The following is a 16,336-nucleotide window of genomic DNA, read 5'->3' as shown; positions in this document are numbered from 1 at the left end:
GCGCTACCGGTTGGGAGTCAGGATTTTTGCTTCTGTGTCCTGGTCGATGATCTCGCGCAGCGTCTGGAAAATCGGCTCGGCGCTGGTGTGTTTCTTGCCGTAGGCCAGATTGAAGGCGTAGTCGAAGTCGGGCGGGTTCAGGCCCTGGTTGTGTTGCAGCAGGGTCTCCAGCTTGTCCAGGGCCTTGACTGCCCTGGCCTCGGCAGACCGGGCGTTTTCGTAGTCGTCCCACAGGGCCAGAATGTCGGCTCGCAGCGGTTCATCCAGTGCCCGGGTCAACAGCAGCAGGTCGTCGTGTTCTTGCTGGCTCTTGTTGGGGAACTGCGCCTGGTTGACCGCCGGGATGTCGCCGTGGATGGCCTCTCCCAGGTCGTGGACTACGCACATCTTGAGAATTTTCAGCAGGTCGAGGCCGGCCAGCTCATCCCCGAAGGTAATTGCCATCAGGCACAGGCGCCAGCTGTGTTCCGCGGTGCTTTCGGTGCGGCCGGAAGAGGTATGCGCGCTTCTGAGCACGTCCTTGAGTTTTTCCGCTTCGCGCAGGAAGTCGAGGCGGCCCTTGAGTTTTTCGATGTCCATGAATCTGCCCCGGCAGGGTCGCGGTTAAGGATTCAAGACTAGGCGCGGTGGTGCGAAGCGTCCACGCATAAAATATGCGCCGGGGAGTTAGAGCGTCTCGACCAGCCGCGCGGCGGTGCCATCGCTCAGGGGGATGCGGGTCCAGCGGCACAGGCTCTGGCGGATCGGTACAACCGTGGAGTCGTTGGTGCCGGTGATGAACTCCAGGGCCGGCGGGGCGAGGCTGTCGCGCCAGCCCGAGTCATCCAGCGCGGACTCCATGCGCAGTATTTCCGGCGTCACGAAGCGCCACAGTGAATGCCCCAGAAGGTCCGCCAACGGGCTGCTGAACTCGGCGGCACGGGAGGCCGAGCAAGCCAGCAGACGATGGGTCAGGTCACATATCAGGTGCATCGGGCGCGGACTTTCCTTGACCAGCCGGGCGAGGGCCTGATCGGCGGCGGCTTTCAGGCGTGCGGCCAGCAACTGTTCAAGTTGTCGGTGCGCCGCAGGCTCCATGGCCTGCACGCCACTTTCCCAGCGGGAAATCGTCGACTGGGTGACGTTGAACAACTCGGCGGCGTGAGTCTGTTTGACGCGGTGCAGCAGACGCCATCGTCTCAACGCAATGCCGGGCAGGGCAGGCTTGAGCAACAGGTCGGACATTTTTCACATTCCGGGGAAGGCGGTGAGGGCGGGTAGTGTGAGGAATGCAGGGGCCGCTGCGCAAATCTGTTGGATCAGCGGAGCGGCCCGGTGCGTCTCAGCCCTTGCGTTGCAGGGTGTGATAACCCAGCACTGCCCGCGCTTCCCTCAATGATTTGCCTTCATCGAGCAATCCCCGGATACGTGCTTCCACCGCTTCAATCGAGCGCGCACAGGCTGCCACTTCATGGGCCCGCTCACGCGGCACGATCACCACGCCGTTGGCGTCGGCGATCACGATGTCCCGGGCGCGCACCCGGGCCTGGCCGACGGACACCGGCTGGTTTACCGCTTCCACTTCAACCCGGTCCTTGCCGGTGCGCATGAACCGGCCCTTGGTGAACAGCGGGTAACCGTCGCCCAGGGCCTTGCTGACGTCGCGGCACACGCCATCAATCACCGTCGCGGCGATCCGCTGGCTGCCTGCGTACTGGGTCATGATGTCGCCCCACACCGTGCAGTCGGTGCGTCCGTCATTGTCGATCACCACCACATCGCCTTCGGCCACGTCATCGATAAAGTCGCCTACGGTGCCCGGCGGGTTGCTGGCGCTGACGTAGCGCACGGTGAAGGCCGGGCCGACCACCACCTGGCGATAGTTGTCCAGGGGCATGATTCCCAGGCACTGGCCGGGCAGGCCGAGTTTGTCCAGGGCATCGGACACGCCCGGGGTGTCCAGGCCTGCAAACAGGGCAACCAATTCTTGGTCTTGGGGCGACATGGGTAACTCCTCGTGGGGTGACAAATCAGGTCGGTTGGCTGGAGGCCGGGCGGGGCTCGGCAATGGTCAGCAAAATGATGAAGCTGATGAACGAGCCGATCGCCAGCCAGGCGAACACGTAGTTCCAGCCGTAGTTGTCCAGCAGCAGGCCGGTGATGAAGGGCGTGGCGGCGGCGCCCAACTGGCCGATCATGTTCACGATGGCGTTGGAGATCGGGAAGGTCTTCTTGGTGGTCAGGCCCATCGGGTAGACCATGTAGGACGAGAAGCCGAGGCTCAGCACCACGCCGGTCAGCATCAGCAGCAAGCCGTAGGGCAGGGGCTCGGCCGGTGAGTTGATCAGCAGGTACATCATCAGCGAGGTGCCGACCGCCGACAGCAACATGCCCGGCTTGCGGCGCCCGCCCATCAGGCGGTCCGAGCAGAAACCACCCAGCAGGTTGCCCAGCACCGCGCCCACCCAGGGCGCTGCCGAGACCAGGCCCATGTTCATGATCGAGAACTGCTTGACGGTCATCAGGTAGGTTGGAATCCACGCCAGCAACACGCTGGAGACGCCGAGCTGGAAGCAGTAGCTGGTGGCGCAACCCCAGATGTTCCACGACTTGAACACCTGGCGGTTGGTTTCCAGGGGTGTTTCATCGCGGGTGCGGATCACCCGGTCGAGCTTCTCAACCCAGGCCGGCGTCTTGTGTAAGCGGGCGGTCTGGCTGATTGCCGTGTCCTCGACGATGTACTGCAGTTCGGCCGGGTTGACGAAGCGGCTGCGGGACGGATGGTCGGTGACCAGGAAGTACCAGACTACCGCCAGCACGATGCCCGGGATCGCAAAGAAGTAGAAAATCTCGCGCCAGCCCCATACCGAAATGATCACGGCACACAGCGGCGGCACGATCACCGGCCCGAACTTCACGGCCGAGAGGAAGATCCCCGACGCCGTACCCTTTTCCCGTGCCGGAAACCAGTTGTTGATGGTGGTGGTCATGCTGATGGGCAGCGGGCCTTCGGCGATGCCCAGGCCCAGGCGATAGAGTTTCAGCGCCAGCAGTGAGCTGGCGGTGCCCACCAGCCCGGTCAACAGGGAGGTCAGCACCATGGCCCCCGGTAGGATCCGGCTGACGCCAAAGCGCCCGAAGGCAAAGCCCGACGGCAGTTGTGCCAGGGCGTAAGCCAGCAGGAACAGGCTGACCAGGCCGCCGGCCTGGGCATTGCTCATTTCAAATTCCTGGCGAATAAACGGCAGCGCCACACCGAGGTTGGCCCGGTCGGCGGCGGCCACGGTGTAGATCAGGAAAATCAGCGCCGCAACCACCCAGCGGTATTGGCTGCGCACAGCGGGTTTTATGACTTCAGGCATAGACATGAGGGCGGACCTTGTTGTTGTGAGTGTTGTCCTGTTCGGCCCCAATCTTAAGAAGGGCCGAACGCCACCATTAGCGATATTTATCTATGTGAATTCATCACTTTTTTTCTTCGGTCAGCAGGTGGCTGCAGAAGTTGCGGATTGCCTCGCACGCCTGGCGCAACGACGCATCATCCAGGGCATAGGCAATGCGGATGTAAGGCCCCAGGCCAAAGGCGCTGCCGTGGACCACGGCCACATTGGCCTCCTCCAGCAGCGCCAGGGCGACATCTTCATCGCTGTGCAGTACGCGGCCGCCCGCCGAGGTACGCCCGATCAGCGCCGTGCAGGAGGCGAACGCATAGAACGCACCGGCGGGGCTGATGCACGTCAGGCCTGGCGTGTCATTCAGCAACTTCACCATCAAGTCCCGGCGCGCCTGGAACACCACGCGGCTGTTGCGGATAAAATCCTTGGGGCCTTCCAGCGCGGCAAGTGCCGCTTGTTGCGAGACCGAGCAGGCGCCAGAGGTTTGCTGGCCTTGCAGCTTTTCCATGGCCTCCAACAACCAGCGTGGGCCGGTGGCGAAACCGATGCGCCAGCCCGTCATGGCGTAGGCCTTGGACACGCCGTTCATGGTCAATGTACGCGGTGCCAGCCGGGGTTCAACCTGGGCCAGGGTATGGAACACCTGGCCGTCAAAGATCAGGTGCTCGTAGATGTCGTCGGCCAGGATCAGCACCTGCGGGTGGGCCAACAGCACTTCGGCCAGCGCCCGTAGCTCGCCCTCGCTGTACACCGCGCCGGTGGGATTGGACGGTGAATTGAGGATCAGCCAGCGTGTTTGCGGGGTGATTGCAGCGGCCAGGGCCTCGGGTGTCAGCTTGAACCCACTGTCGGCATCGCAAGTGACGATGCGCGCTTTGCCGCCGCACAGTTGCACCATCTCCGGGTAACTGACCCAGTACGGTGCGGGCACGATCACCTCGTCGCCTTCATTGAGGGTGGCCGCCAGGGCGTTATAGATCACCTGCTTGCCGCCGTTGCACACGAGGGTGTCCTGCCAGGACACGTCCAGGCCGTTTTCGCGCCGGAACTTCGCTGCCACCGCCTCCCGTAGGGCCCGCGCACCGGCCACCTGAGTGTAGCGGGTATGCCCGGTTTCGATGGCCTGGATCGCAGCCTCGCGGATATGCACCGGGGTGTCGAAATCCGGCTCGCCGGCACACAGCGAAATAACCTGCGCGCCTTGTGCCCGGCGTTCGGCGACGCGGTCCATGATGCGATAGGTGGCGGACGGTTGTGCGCTGGCCAGGCGCGGGTTCAGCCGCTGGATATCGGCGCTCATCGGGTGATCGCCTCAAACTGTGCGTCGTGCATCACCTCGACCACCGAACGCCCGCTGCGCACCGCGTGCACCATGCCGTCCTGGCGGCGGGCGATGCGCTCGCCCAGGTCCAGGACCTTTTCGATCACCGCCTGGGGCACGAACACCGTGCCGCAGGTATCGGCGATCACGTAGTCGTCCTCGCTGACGCTCACGCCAGCAACGCTGAGCGTCACGCCGGCGTCGAGCTGCACCACGCGGTTGCGCGCGCTGATCATGGTCACGCCCCTCCCGTACACCGGATAGCCGATGGCTTCGCTGCCGTCGATATCGCGGCTGAAACCATCAATCACCGTGCCGCGTATGTGTTTGCGCGCTGCGGCGTTGGCGATGATGTCGCCCCAGCAGGAAATGCCCTCGATACCGCCGGCAATCACCAGCACCCGGTCGCGGGTTTCGACCTGTTCGATCACCGGCGTGATCAAGTGCACGGTGGGGGCGATGTCGGACTTGGGGCCGAGCAGCACGGTACTGGCGCGGCCAACGATCTTCGGGCAGTTCCACAGCGGGCGCAGGCCCACGGTGGCGCCGGGCAGGCCGAGGAAGTCGAGGGCGTCGGACACGGTGTTGGTGTCCAGTGCGGCCAGGCGATCGAGCAAACGGTCAGGGGTCATGGGCAAGCCTCGGGTGACGGAGGCGGCCAGTGTCAGTGAGTGGCTATGATAGGTATATTACGAAGTACAGAAGCCTTACATACGCTTAACCTATGGATAAAACCATGATCAATTTTCGCCTGATTCGCCACCTCTGGTTGTTCCTTGCGGTGGCTGAGGAGCAGAACTTCGGCCGTGCGGCGAAGCGCCTTGGCATGTCCCAGCCACCGCTGAGCGAGCAGATCCAGGTGCTGGAACAGGCGCTCAAGGTCAAGCTGTTCGACCGCTCCCGACGCGGCGCAAAACTCACCCCGGTGGGCGCGGCGATCCTGCCAGCGGTGCGCAAGTTCGCCGAGCAGTTGGAGCGTCTGGAACTCGCGGTGGAGGAAGCGGTGGCGGGGCAGTCGGGGATGTTGACCATTGGTGCGATCTCCACGGCGATGTTTGATGTGCTGCCGGGGTTGATTGAGCAACTGAAGCTTGATTATCCGCAGCTCACCGTTTCGGTGCGGGAAATCGACAGCGTCGAGGCGTTGCCGGCGCTGGAGGCTGGGGATATCGACCTGGCGTTTGCCCGGTTGGATGGCGACCTTGGGGCTTCGGTGCAGTCATTGCCATTGACGGAGGACCGGCTGGTGGTGGCGTTGCCGGCGGATCACCCGCTGGCGAGCCGCACGCGCATCAGTTTGTCGAGTCTGGCTAACGAGCCGTTGGTGATGTTTTCGCGCAACGTCAGTCCGGTGTATTTCGACAGTTTGATCGCTACCTGTCGTGCCAGTGGGTTTTCGCCTCGGGTGCTGCATGAGGTGCGGTCGGTGGCCTCGCAGATCGCGTTTGTCAGCTATGGGCAGGGGATTGCGTTGGTGCCGGCGTCGTTGAAGAAGCTGGCGCCGGCTAATGTGGTGTTTCGTGGGTTGAGTCAGAAACTCAATGTGGTGACTACGGCTGTCGCGTGGAATACCCAGCGGCCGAATCCGGTGGTGGAGGCGGTGATTGCGCGGTTTCGCTAGGGGGTTGGGGTTGAGTACATATCCGTTATTTAGGTAACGGCCACTTAGGGTTCCGCTCTTACAGCGGGTCACTTTTGGCAAACGCCCCAAAAGTAACCAAAAGGTCTTTGCCCCACCACTCGGTGCCTCGCCTAGGCTCGGCATGCCCGCACTCCGGCCCGGTTCCACGGGCCGCCGCGACGGGCCATCCATGGCCCGGCGCGGCTAAATCGGCTTCCCTGCCGATTTACCCGCTCCACCGTGCCTACTTGCGGCCATCGTGGTTAACGGGGCGCCTAAGATCAAAATCAAAAGCAAGAGCACAGCGGCCTCCCGGCCGGCTTGAGTGTTAAAAGCAAAAGCAAAAACCAGAGCGAAAGCCAAATCAGAAGCTGATGTAGCTCTGCTTTTCTGTGGGAGCTGGCTTGCCTGCGATGCAGACAACTCGGTGTATCAGGCAGACCTAGTTGATGCTATCGCAGGCAAGCCAGCTCCCACATTTGACCGCCAGATCAAAAGCCAGAGCGAAAACAGATCTGCTTTTCTGTGGGAGCGGGCTTGCTCGCGAAAAACCTGAGAGCGCCGCGTTCATCCAGAATGCCCGCGTCATCGTTAACGACCTTCGCGAGCAAGCCCGCTCCCACATTTTGACCGTGCCCGCTTTAGATTTTGATTTGGCTTTTGCTCTTCAACACTCAAGCCGGCCGGGAGGCCGCTGTGCTTTTGCTTTTGATCTTGATCTTAGGCGCCCCGTTAAACCACGCTGGCCGAACGCAGGCTTTGGAGCGTGGGTAACCTGGCAGGACGCCAGGTTAGCCGTCCTGGGCCAAGGATGGCCCATGACGGCGGCCCACGGTCCAAAGCCGGAGTGAGGGCACACCGAGCCTAGGCGAGGTGCCGAGTGGTGGGGCAAGAGCGTTTTGCTTACTTTTGCGCTCTTCAAAAGTGAGCCGCTGTAAGAGCGGAACCAATAGCCGCCGTTACCGAAGAAACGGATATGTACCCGACCCGATCAGAAACCCTGCCCCATAACATTACCCGCACCCCAGAACACTCAAGTGCGTACCGAATAACGGCCGCCTACCGATGCTGAAACCGGGGCAACGAAGCAATCCGCATCTTCGGTTCCTGCAACCTGGCCAGGTCACTGGCAATCTGCGCCCGCCAAAAGTGCGCCCCGGCCAACTGCGCATCCACCCACGCCTGGCGCAGCAACACCTTGGCCTTGTCCACCGACCCATACTGGGCCTGACGCAAGATCAGCTGTGCCTTGATACGCAACATCTGCGGCACGAACCAGTGCTCATGCCGCCCCAGCGCCAATTGCAAGGTGTCTTCCAACACCTCCAGCGCCAGCTTCTCCAGCCCCAGTCGCGCCAGCCCCAAGGCGTATTCACAGCGCAGCAAGCTATACAACTGGCTGTCTCCCTGCCCACTCAAGTGATGCAACGCCTCACCCAACAGCGGCACACCTTCCTCAGGCGAGCCCTGGCGAATCAGCAAAATACTCTCGAAACACAACCGAAACTGGCGCCAGATATGCAAGTCTTGTTGGGTGGTGCTGCTCTGCAGCAAGCCCAGGTAATAACGCACCTTGGGCAGGTTGGACGCCAACAACGCCAGGGGAATCGCCCCCAGGCACAGGGTGTACCAGAGGGTCGCGGGGTGATCGAGGGTGATGGCTTCATCGACGCAACTGCCGATCAGGCGCAGCGCCGGGTCAACATCGCCTTCCAGCAACTGCACCTTCGCCTTGAGGCAGCGGGCGGCGATGCGCTGGTCGAAATGCACGTCGATAATGTGCGAGCGCGGCGCCGACGGTGACCCCAGCGCCTCGTCGATATTCTGCCGGGCACCGGCCAGGTCGCCCATGTGAAACAACGCCACTGCACGCATGCGTTTACCCAGCAGTTGCTGGTTGCCGCTGTTGCTCAGGCTGATGTAGCGCTCGGCCAGTTCCAGCGCTTCGGCGTACTGGTTGCAGCCGCAGCGGTCACTCCACAGGCCCCACAGCGCCCGCAGTTTGTGCTCGGCATCGCCCAGGTCGCGGGCGTCTTCGCGCACTTGGCGCCAGGCTTCGCGCATGGGCCCGCCGGTGCCGTAGGTGAGCATCAGCACGCTGGCCAAGGCCGTTTGCAATAGCATGCGCTGGCGCAGCGGCAGCGGGGTGGTGTCGGCGCTGGCCAGGCCTTTGTCGACCCAGGTACGGCACTCGCTGACCAGCGACAGGCGCAGCCACAACGGCACGCCGCCCAGTGTCAGTTCGATGCCGGTAGGCAGGTCACCCGAGGCTGAAAAGGCCCACTCCAGTGCGGCGCGGACTGTGTTGATTTCCGGGCCATAGAGGCCAACCCAGGTCTCGGGAGAAAGGCTGTCGAGGGTTTGCCCGGCTTCCTGCAAAACCCCGAGGGCATACCGTGCATGACGCCGGCGGGTGGCGTCGGCTTCGCCGTGTTCGTTGAGTTTTTCCAGGGCGTAGGCGCGGGTGGTTTCCAGCAGGCGGTAGCGCTTGAGCAACTGCGATTCACCGGCGATCAGCAGCGACTTGTCCATCAGGCTTTCCAGCAAGGGCAGGGCGTTGCGGGCGTCGAGGGTGCTGCTGACGGTCATGGCTTTGACTGCATCCAGGGTGAAGGAACCGGTGAACACCGCCAGTTGACGCAGCATGGCCTGCTCGTCGCCGGTGAGCATCGAGTAGGTCCAGTCCAGCGTCGCGCTCAGTGAACGATGGCGGGCGAGGGCGGTGCGTCGGCCGGTCATTTGCAGGCGGAAGCTGCCGTCGAGCAAGCCCACCAGGTCCTGAATGCCGAAGGTGCGCACCCGCGCCGCAGCGATTTCGATGGCCAGGGCATTGCTGTCGAGCTTGCGGCAGATGGCGCTGGCAGCGGCGACGTCGGTGTCCTTGAACACGAAGCCGGGATCGAGGGCCTTGACCCGTTGGATGAACAACGCGATGCCCGACCAGGTCATGGCTTGCTCGGCGCTCAGGTTTAAGTCTTCGTCCGGTACCAGCAGCGGTGCGAGGTCGTGCACCCGTTCGCCTTCGGCCCGCAGCGGTTCGCGGCTGGTGGTCAGCACGCAACACTGGGGCGCGCAGCGCAGCAGCACTTCGACGGCGTCGGCGGTGGCTTGCAGCACGTGCTCGCAGTTGTCGAGCACCAGCAGCAACGGGCTGTTGGCGAGCATCGAGGCCACGCTTTGCAAGGGGTCGTCACTCACGCTTTGAATGCCCAGCGCGTTGGCGAGCATGCCGGCCACCCATTGGCCGCTGGTGGCGGGGGCCAGGTCGACGAAGCACATGCCCTGGTGAAAGCGGCCCTGCAGCAGTTGCGCCACTGCCAGGGCGACCGTGGTCTTGCCGATGCCGCCTGGGCCGGTGATGGTCACAAAGCGCTGGCTTAGAAGCTGGTCAGCGAGGCTCAGGATCAGTTGTTCGCGACCAATCACCGTGGTGGGCGGCGGTTGCAGGTTCGGTGCCTCCATGGTCGGGGCGGGCAGCAGGGCCTGGATCATAGCGCCTTCACTCACCGCCTGCATCGTCACGGGCGCGACAAACCGGTAACCCCGGCCCGGTACGGTGACGATGTAGCTGAAGTTGCCGTCATCCCCCAGCGCCCGGCGCAGCGCAACGATCTGTGCGCGCAGGTTGCATTCCTCAACCACCACCTTGGGCCAGGCGAAGGAGATCAGTTCGGACTTTTCCAGCAACTCGCCAGCCCGGCTGGCGAGGGCGATCAGCAAGTACAAGGCGCGGCTGCCGAGGGTCACCGGCTCGCCGTTGCGCAGCAATACATGCTGGCGCGCCAACAAGAGAAAGGGGCCAAAACCGATTGCGCTCTCGGTGTGGTCCGGGGCCTGGGGGACGAGGTCCGTGAAGGACACTGCGTGGTATTTGCTCGAACTCATCAATTTGTCCTTTTTTGTAGTCGGGCTTGTTATTGGCGATCAGGCCATTCGCCCTTTTGGGTGCTTACGTGCGGCAGCAGGCTTGGAGAGTTGAAGTCGATCAAAAAGGTGAGAATTGCCGCCCTCCTTTGGGGCATGGACATTGTTATAGGGCGCGGGGCCGTTGGGGTTCAGGCGATGAGACTGTTTCAATTCAGAAACATTTTATTACTAGAAAACCTGATGTAGCAGAATGTATGCCAGTTGGCATGTAACAAAGATGACAACAACCGTATGAAATTTATGGTGATTTTTAAGGTCGTCGGAGGCGGCGAGAGAGGAGTGTTCGGAAAGGCGAATATTTCTAATTGTGTCGTTCGGGATGCCGAATAAAACGGTGGTGGTTTGGCGCGGTTTTTTTGGCTGTGTATCAGACTGTGTATCAGCACCCATCTGATACAGCGGCATGATTAGCAGGAGGGAACGCGACACAGACGGGATACACGCCTGGCTTTAAATCTGTCTACCAGATGGCGCAAGTGGTCACGCACCGCACAAGCGCCCTGGCCACATTCAGTCAAGCCAGGAGATTCAACCATGAAGCGCCACTACGCGGCCCTTGCTGCCACCCTCGCACTGTCCCTCGGTGCCTTCGCCGCCACCGCCCATGCCGAGGATGCCAAGCCTCAGGAGAAATGCTTCGGCGTGTCCCTCGCCGGTGCCAACGATTGCGCCGCCGGTGCCGGGACTTCCTGCGCCGGTACCGCCAAGGCGGATTACCAGGGCAACGCCTGGGTGCTGGTGGACAAAGGCACCTGCACCCAGATCAAAACCCCCAAAGGCTTCGGCAGCCTGACGGAACAACCATGATTGCCCTGGCCCCTGCGGTGCTCAAGCGTGTGCTGCCTGAGGCGCTGCTGTTGCTGGTGGCTCGCGTGGGTATCGCTTCGGTGTTTTTCCTCTCGGGCCGCACCAAGGTGACCGGTTTTCTGCAACTCAAGCCGTCGACCTACACCTTGTTTCGCTCGGAATACGCCTTGCCGCTGGTGCCGCCGGATTGGGCGGCACACCTGGCGACCTACGCCGAGCATCTGTTCCCGCTGTTGCTGGTGCTGGGCCTGCTGACCCGCCCGGCGGCCGCCGCGCTGTTGGGCATGACCCTGGTGATCGAGGTGTTCGTGTACCCCGATGCCTGGCCGACCCACCTGACCTGGGCCGGGCTGTTGTTGCCGCTGCTGGCGTATGGCGGCGGGGCCTGGTCACTGGACCGCGTGTTGTCCGGCCAACGCCGTTAACCCTTTCACAACAATGATCAGGCCCCAAGGCCTGTGGAGAGTCGCATGCGTATTCTTTCTTCCCTGGCGATCGCCATGGCACTCGCTGCACCGTTAGTGGCCTCGGCCGCCGATGCAGCCAAGCCTCAGCCGGGCACCGGTAAAAGCGTGGTGATCGTGCCCGGTTCCTTCGTCGACGGCTCCGGCTGGCGAGTGGTGCACGACATCCTGATTCACAAGGGCTACAAGGTCACCGTGGTGCATCAGGGCCATGAAAGCCTCGCCGCCGACGTGGCCGAGGCCCGCGAGGTGCTGGAACAGCAAGTCGGCCCGGTGGTGCTGGTGGGTCACAGTTCCGGCGGCGGGGTGATCTCGATTGCCGGTGACCGCGACAAGGTCAAGTCGATGGTCTATGTCTCCGCCCTGCAACCGGAAGTCGGCGAGAACATGAGCCAACTGCTGTCTTCGATGCCGGCGCCGAGCAATGACGTCAAGCAGACCCGCGACGGGCACCTGTTCTTTGATCGCACCAAATTCAATGCCGACTTTGCTGCCGACCTGACCACCAACCGCACCGACTTCATGGCCGCCTCCCAGGTGCCGGCCACCACTGCGCTGTTCGGCGGCACCGTGTGGGCTGCGGCCTGGCACAAGAAACCGACCTACGCCGTGGTGTCCACCGAAGACCGTGCTCTGAGCCCCGATCTGCAGCGCTGGATGTACAAGCGCGCCGGCTCGAAAGTCACTGAAATCAAGGCCAGCCACTCGGTGTACATCTCCCAGCCCGAGGCTGTGGCGAAGGTCATCGAAGACGCTGCATCCGTCATCAAATAAACCCCACCCTGAGGAGTAATACCCATGAGCACATCCATTAAATCCCGTTTGAGTCTTGCTACTGCTGCCGCCCTGATCGCCATGGCGTCGGCGTCTTTTGCCGCTGCCGCCAGCGCCGCCGACCAGCCGGAACAGCCGGGTCGCTGCTACGGCGTGAACAACTGCAAAGGCGAAAGCCTGTGCGCCACGGCCAAGAACGATTGCAAGGGTCTCAACAGCTGCAAGGGTGAGGGCGTTGTCGTTAAGACTCCGTCTGAGTGCTTGAAGCTGGGCGGTACCACGACTGAGCCGAAGTAAGACCGTTAACGATGACGTGGGTTGCTTGGCAGCCCGCGTTGTTCTCGGGTTTTTCGCGAGCAAGCTCGCTCCTACAGTTTTTTAACGGAGACCATGTGATGCCGACACCCAACCCGCGTTTTCCGGGCTATGGCCTGGGGCTGCGCAAGGAGCACTACAGTGAGTTCCTGGAGACCCCGGTGGCGGTGGATTTCGTTGAAGTGATCTCCGAGAATTTCATGGTCGCGGGCGGTCAGCCCCGGCATATCCTGCGCCAGATTCGTGAGCGGTATCCGGTGGCGCTGCATGGGGTGTCGATGTCGATCGGCACCGCCGAGGGCCTTGATCGCGATTACTTGAAGCGCCTCAAGTCGCTGGTGGACGAGATCGAACCGCTGTTTGTGTCCGACCACCTGAGCTGGTCCCGCAGTGGAGGCTTCAACTCCCATGACTTGCTGCCGGTGCCTTATACCGATGAGGCACTGGACCGGGTCTGCGCCAATATCGACATGGCTCAGGACGTGTTGGGCCGCGCGATGCTGTTTGAAAACCCGTCCAGCTACCTGGCCTTTGATGGCGCATCCATGAGCGAGTGGGAATTCATCGCCGCCATGTCCCGGCGCACCGGCTGCGAGCTGTTGCTGGACGTCAACAATGTGTTTGTCAGTGCCAGCAACCATGGCTTCGACGCCCTGGCCTTTCTCGATGGGGTTCCGGTCGAGCGGGTGCGGCAGATTCACCTGGCCGGGCACAGTCAGGGCCGCGATTTGCTGATCGACAGCCATGACAGCCCGGTGTGTGACGGGGTCTGGGATTTGTATGCCAAGGCCGTTGCGTTGCTCGGTCCGGTCGCCACGATGATCGAGCGCGATGACGAGATTCCGCCCTTGGCCGAGCTGCTGGAGGAACTGTCCATCGCCCGTATGCTGGGGGCTTCCGAGGCCTGCAAGCGTGCGCAGGTGCGCTCATGAATCTCGCCCAATGGCAGCAGGCGTTTCACACCTGGCTGGTGAGTGCCTCGGACGAGTCGGCCCAGTTGCTGGGTAACAAGGCCGCAGGCCTGGCGGTTTACCAGAACAACTACCGCGCGCAGTTGGTGGGTTGCCTGGAGCAGGCATTTCCCAACCTGCGGCGCTGGCTGGGGGATGAGGCGTTTCTGGCTGCGTGCGTCAGCCATATCGACCGGCATCCGCCCCATGCCTGGACCCTGGACGTCTATCCCGAGGGCTTTCACCTGACCCTGGGTGAACGGTTCCCCAACAATCCCGACGTGCATGAACTGGCCTGGATCCAGTCGTCGCTCAACGAGGCATTTGTCGCCGCCGATGCCAGCCCGTTGCCCATGGATGTGCTGGCGGCGGTGGATTGGGACACGGCACGCCTGCAACTCACGCCGTCGCTGCGTTGCCACCGGCTGACCACCAACGCCGAGGCGATCTGGTCGGCGTTGTGGCAGCAAACCCCGGCGCCCGAGGCGGTGATGCTGGCCGAGGCCGGTGGGTTGCTGGTGTGGCGTCGGCAGTTCACCTCGCGCTTGCGGCAAGTCGAGGCCCTGGAATTCCAGGCGTTGGTGCATCTGCAAGGCGACGGCAGTTTTGCCGGGCTGTGCGAGTTTCTGGTGGAGCGCCTGGGGGAAGAGGAGGGCGTGGCGCAAGCCGGTGAGTGGCTGGCCGGCTGGATCGGCAGTGAGTTGATCGTGGGGGTCGTTGACGACCTTCCTGTGGCGTATTTTTCGGAGCTATAAACCCATGTCTTTTTTCAATCGTCGTCGCTTTCTGATTTCCAGCGCCATTGCCTCGGTCGCGCTGTCACTGCCGGTATTGGCGGCGCCTGCGCGTTGGACGATTCGCCAGGTCAGCACCGACCTGCTGGATATCGGCTACTACGAAGCCGGCCCGGAAGACGGCCGGCCGGTCATTTTGCTGCATGGTGCTGACGGCGACCTTGAGCGTTTTGCCGAGGTCGCGCCGCATCTGGTGTCCCAGGGCTTTCGGGTGGTCATCCCGTACCTGCGGGGCCATGGCAGCACCACGCAACTGGACAAGGCTGCGCCCGCCGTCACTCAGGAAGTCGTTCTCGGCCAGGACGTGCTGGACCTGATGAACGCCTTGCACATCCCTGAAGCGGTGCTGGGTGGGTTCGATCTCGGCGGCCGTGCCGTCACGGCAGCGGCCACCTTGCGGCCGAGCCGCTGTGTAGCGCTGGTCACCGTCAACAGCGCGCCGCAGCCCGCCCTGGCCGAGGTGCTGGTGCAGATGGCCCGGATGGGCAGCTGGCGCACCTGAACATGAATATTTGGACAGCCGCGCATTTGCCCGCTGAAAAAAAAGGCCGCTGCCCGTAATCTAGAGGCCTTACCACGTGTGCGGATTGTCCATGTCTTCAGTAGCTGATGGGTTGCCCAGTGATAAACGTCTCGCGGCGGTTGTCGCCATTTCCCTGGGGATCGGCATGGCGACCCTCGACACGGCCATCGTCAACACCGCGTTGCCGACCCTGGCCGAAGGCATTGGCACCGACTCCGCCTCGGTAATCTGGGTGGTCAATGCCTACCAGTTGGCGACCATCGCTGCGGTGCTGCCCTTTGCTTCCCTGAGTGATGTGGTCGGCCACCGCCGGGTGTTCCTCGGCGGCTTGCTGGTGTTTGTAGTGGCGTCTCTGTTCTGCGGGCTGGCTTGGTCGCTGCCGACGCTGACTGCCGCCCGGGTGGTGCAGGGCCTGGGCGCGGCGGCGATCATGAGCGTGAACATTGCGCTGTTGCGGCATATCTACCCGGCAAAAATACTCGGCCGGGGGCTGGGGTATAACTCGCTGGTGGTGGGGCTGGCCTTTACCCTGGGGCCTACGGCGGCGTCGGCGATTCTGTCGGTGGCCACCTGGCACTGGTTGTACCTGATCAACCTGCCTCTGGGCGCATTGGCTTTGTGGCTGGGGGTGCGTGCGATTCCGGTGATCCCGATCACCGGGCATGCCTTCGACCGGCTGGCGGCGATTCTCTGCGCCGGGTTGTTCGCCCTGCTGGTGCTGGGCCTGGGTTCGGCGGTGCACGGCGCGCAGGCGGTGTTGACCCTGGGACTGATCGCCGTGGCGCTGCTGTGCGGGCTGTTGCTGATCCGCCGTCAGGCCGGGCACCCGGCGCCGATGCTGGCGGTGGACTTGTTCAAGCGCCCGCTGTTCACCTTGTCGGCCCTCACCGCGATTTGCGCGTTCAGCGCCCAGGGCCTGGCGTTTGTGTCGCTGCCATTCCTGTTGCAAACGGTGCTGGGTCACAGCCAGGTGGCCACCGGCTTCCTGATGACGCCGTGGCCGGCGGTGGTGGCAGTGATGGCGCTGATTGCCGGCCGGCTGGCGGACCGTATCTCCCTGGCGTTGCTGTGTGGCATCGGCCTGGTGATGTTGAGCGCGGGCATGGCCTCGTTGGCGACCCTGGGCAACGACGCCTCGACCTTCGATATCGGCTGGCGCATGGCCCTGTGCGGCGCCGGGTTTGGTTTCTTCCAGTCGCCCAACCTCAAGGCGATCATGACCAGTGCGCCTATCGCCCGCAGTGGCGGTGCCAGCGGGATCGTCGCCACGTCGCGGTTGATGGGGCAGACACTCGGCGCTTCGCTGGTGGCGTTGTGCTTCCACCTGTCCCTGAGCAGCGGTCCGCAGTACGCGTTGTGGCTGGGGTGCGGGTTCGCACTGGTGGGCGCGGTGGCCAGCGGGTTGCGCCTGATGCAGGACGGCGCCAAGGTTTAATTATTTGGGCCTTGTAAAACATTGAGGTAGG

At 62.9% G+C, this 16,336-nt stretch carries 16 protein-coding genes; 9 read left to right on the top strand and 7 right to left on the bottom strand.

The genetic code is table 11. The features are described from left to right. Positions 1-3: 3 nt before the first annotated feature. From HBJ59_RS13355 to HBJ59_RS13330, 6 genes are all read right to left on the bottom strand, one after another. Positions 4-579: an HD family hydrolase gene (locus tag HBJ59_RS13355; RefSeq protein ID WP_167663813.1), complete on the bottom strand. Its 576-nt coding sequence runs from the start codon at positions 577-579 to the stop codon at positions 4-6. A gap of 87 nt (positions 580-666) precedes the next feature. Beyond that, positions 667-1,224 carry a helix-turn-helix transcriptional regulator gene (locus tag HBJ59_RS13350; RefSeq protein WP_167663812.1) on the bottom strand — a complete coding sequence of 186 codons (558 nt, stop codon included), beginning with the start codon at positions 1,222-1,224 and terminating at the stop codon, positions 667-669. A 97-nt stretch (positions 1,225-1,321) separates the two neighbouring features. After that, positions 1,322-1,984 (bottom strand): RraA family protein, encoded by a 663-nt coding sequence (locus HBJ59_RS13345; protein WP_167663811.1) that lies wholly within the window; start codon positions 1,982-1,984, stop codon positions 1,322-1,324. Positions 1,985-2,009: 25 nt separating this feature from the next. Further along, positions 2,010-3,347 (bottom strand): MFS transporter, encoded by a 1,338-nt coding sequence (locus HBJ59_RS13340; RefSeq protein ID WP_256670826.1) that lies wholly within the window; start codon positions 3,345-3,347, stop codon positions 2,010-2,012. 97 nt (positions 3,348-3,444) lie between these two features. Continuing rightward, positions 3,445-4,674, bottom strand: a complete 1,230-nt coding sequence (locus HBJ59_RS13335; protein WP_167663810.1) for a pyridoxal phosphate-dependent aminotransferase — start codon at positions 4,672-4,674, stop codon at positions 3,445-3,447. After that, positions 4,671-5,327, bottom strand: a complete 657-nt coding sequence (locus HBJ59_RS13330; protein WP_167663809.1) for an RraA family protein — start codon at positions 5,325-5,327, stop codon at positions 4,671-4,673. The genes HBJ59_RS13335 and HBJ59_RS13330 overlap by 4 nt, the downstream gene beginning before the upstream one ends. 104 nt (positions 5,328-5,431) lie before the next feature. Here HBJ59_RS13330 and HBJ59_RS13325 point away from each other — a divergent pair, with 104 nt between their 5' ends. Beyond that, the gene (locus tag HBJ59_RS13325) at positions 5,432-6,316 is read left to right on the top strand and encodes a LysR family transcriptional regulator (protein ID WP_167663808.1); all 885 of its coding nucleotides are present in this window, start codon (positions 5,432-5,434) and stop codon (positions 6,314-6,316) included. A gap of 1,059 nt (positions 6,317-7,375) precedes the next feature. Here HBJ59_RS13325 and HBJ59_RS13320 read toward each other — a convergent pair. Further along, positions 7,376-10,201, bottom strand: coding sequence for a winged helix-turn-helix domain-containing protein (locus tag HBJ59_RS13320; RefSeq protein ID WP_167663807.1), 2,826 nt, complete (start codon positions 10,199-10,201; stop codon positions 7,376-7,378). A gap of 576 nt (positions 10,202-10,777) precedes the next feature. On the opposite strand from HBJ59_RS13320, the gene HBJ59_RS13315 reads away from it, so the two are divergent. From HBJ59_RS13315 to HBJ59_RS13280, 8 genes are all read left to right on the top strand, one after another. Continuing rightward, positions 10,778-11,050 (top strand): DUF2282 domain-containing protein, encoded by a 273-nt coding sequence (locus tag HBJ59_RS13315; protein WP_003211270.1) that lies wholly within the window; start codon positions 10,778-10,780, stop codon positions 11,048-11,050. Further along, the gene (locus HBJ59_RS13310) at positions 11,047-11,475 is read left to right on the top strand and encodes a DoxX family protein (protein ID WP_010175348.1); all 429 of its coding nucleotides are present in this window, start codon (positions 11,047-11,049) and stop codon (positions 11,473-11,475) included. The genes HBJ59_RS13315 and HBJ59_RS13310 overlap by 4 nt, the downstream gene beginning before the upstream one ends. Before the next feature lie 45 nt (positions 11,476-11,520). Then, the gene (locus HBJ59_RS13305) at positions 11,521-12,288 is read left to right on the top strand and encodes an alpha/beta fold hydrolase (protein WP_076016068.1); all 768 of its coding nucleotides are present in this window, start codon (positions 11,521-11,523) and stop codon (positions 12,286-12,288) included. Positions 12,289-12,312: 24 nt separating this feature from the next. Further along, positions 12,313-12,585 (top strand): hypothetical protein, encoded by a 273-nt coding sequence (locus HBJ59_RS13300; RefSeq protein ID WP_076016069.1) that lies wholly within the window; start codon positions 12,313-12,315, stop codon positions 12,583-12,585. Positions 12,586-12,683: 98 nt separating this feature from the next. Continuing rightward, positions 12,684-13,535, top strand: coding sequence for a DUF692 domain-containing protein (locus HBJ59_RS13295; RefSeq protein ID WP_167663806.1), 852 nt, complete (start codon positions 12,684-12,686; stop codon positions 13,533-13,535). Further along, positions 13,532-14,308 (top strand): DNA-binding domain-containing protein, encoded by a 777-nt coding sequence (locus tag HBJ59_RS13290; protein WP_167663805.1) that lies wholly within the window; start codon positions 13,532-13,534, stop codon positions 14,306-14,308. Before HBJ59_RS13295 ends, HBJ59_RS13290 begins: the two co-directional genes overlap by 4 nt. A 4-nt stretch (positions 14,309-14,312) precedes the next feature. Beyond that, the gene (locus tag HBJ59_RS13285; RefSeq protein WP_167663804.1) at positions 14,313-14,849 is read left to right on the top strand and encodes an alpha/beta fold hydrolase; all 537 of its coding nucleotides are present in this window, start codon (positions 14,313-14,315) and stop codon (positions 14,847-14,849) included. A gap of 91 nt (positions 14,850-14,940) precedes the next feature. Beyond that, positions 14,941-16,305: an MFS transporter gene (locus tag HBJ59_RS13280; protein ID WP_023658995.1), complete on the top strand. Its 1,365-nt coding sequence runs from the start codon at positions 14,941-14,943 to the stop codon at positions 16,303-16,305. The last annotated feature ends 31 nt before the right edge of the window (positions 16,306-16,336 follow it).

Origin of the sequence: Pseudomonas sp. AN3A02, assembly GCF_011765255.1 — a bacterium.
In the GTDB taxonomy this organism is placed as follows: Bacteria; Pseudomonadota; Gammaproteobacteria; order Pseudomonadales; family Pseudomonadaceae; genus Aquipseudomonas.
The sequence above is the reverse complement of the archived record's forward strand: the minus strand, read 5'-3'. Positions and strand labels throughout refer to the sequence as shown.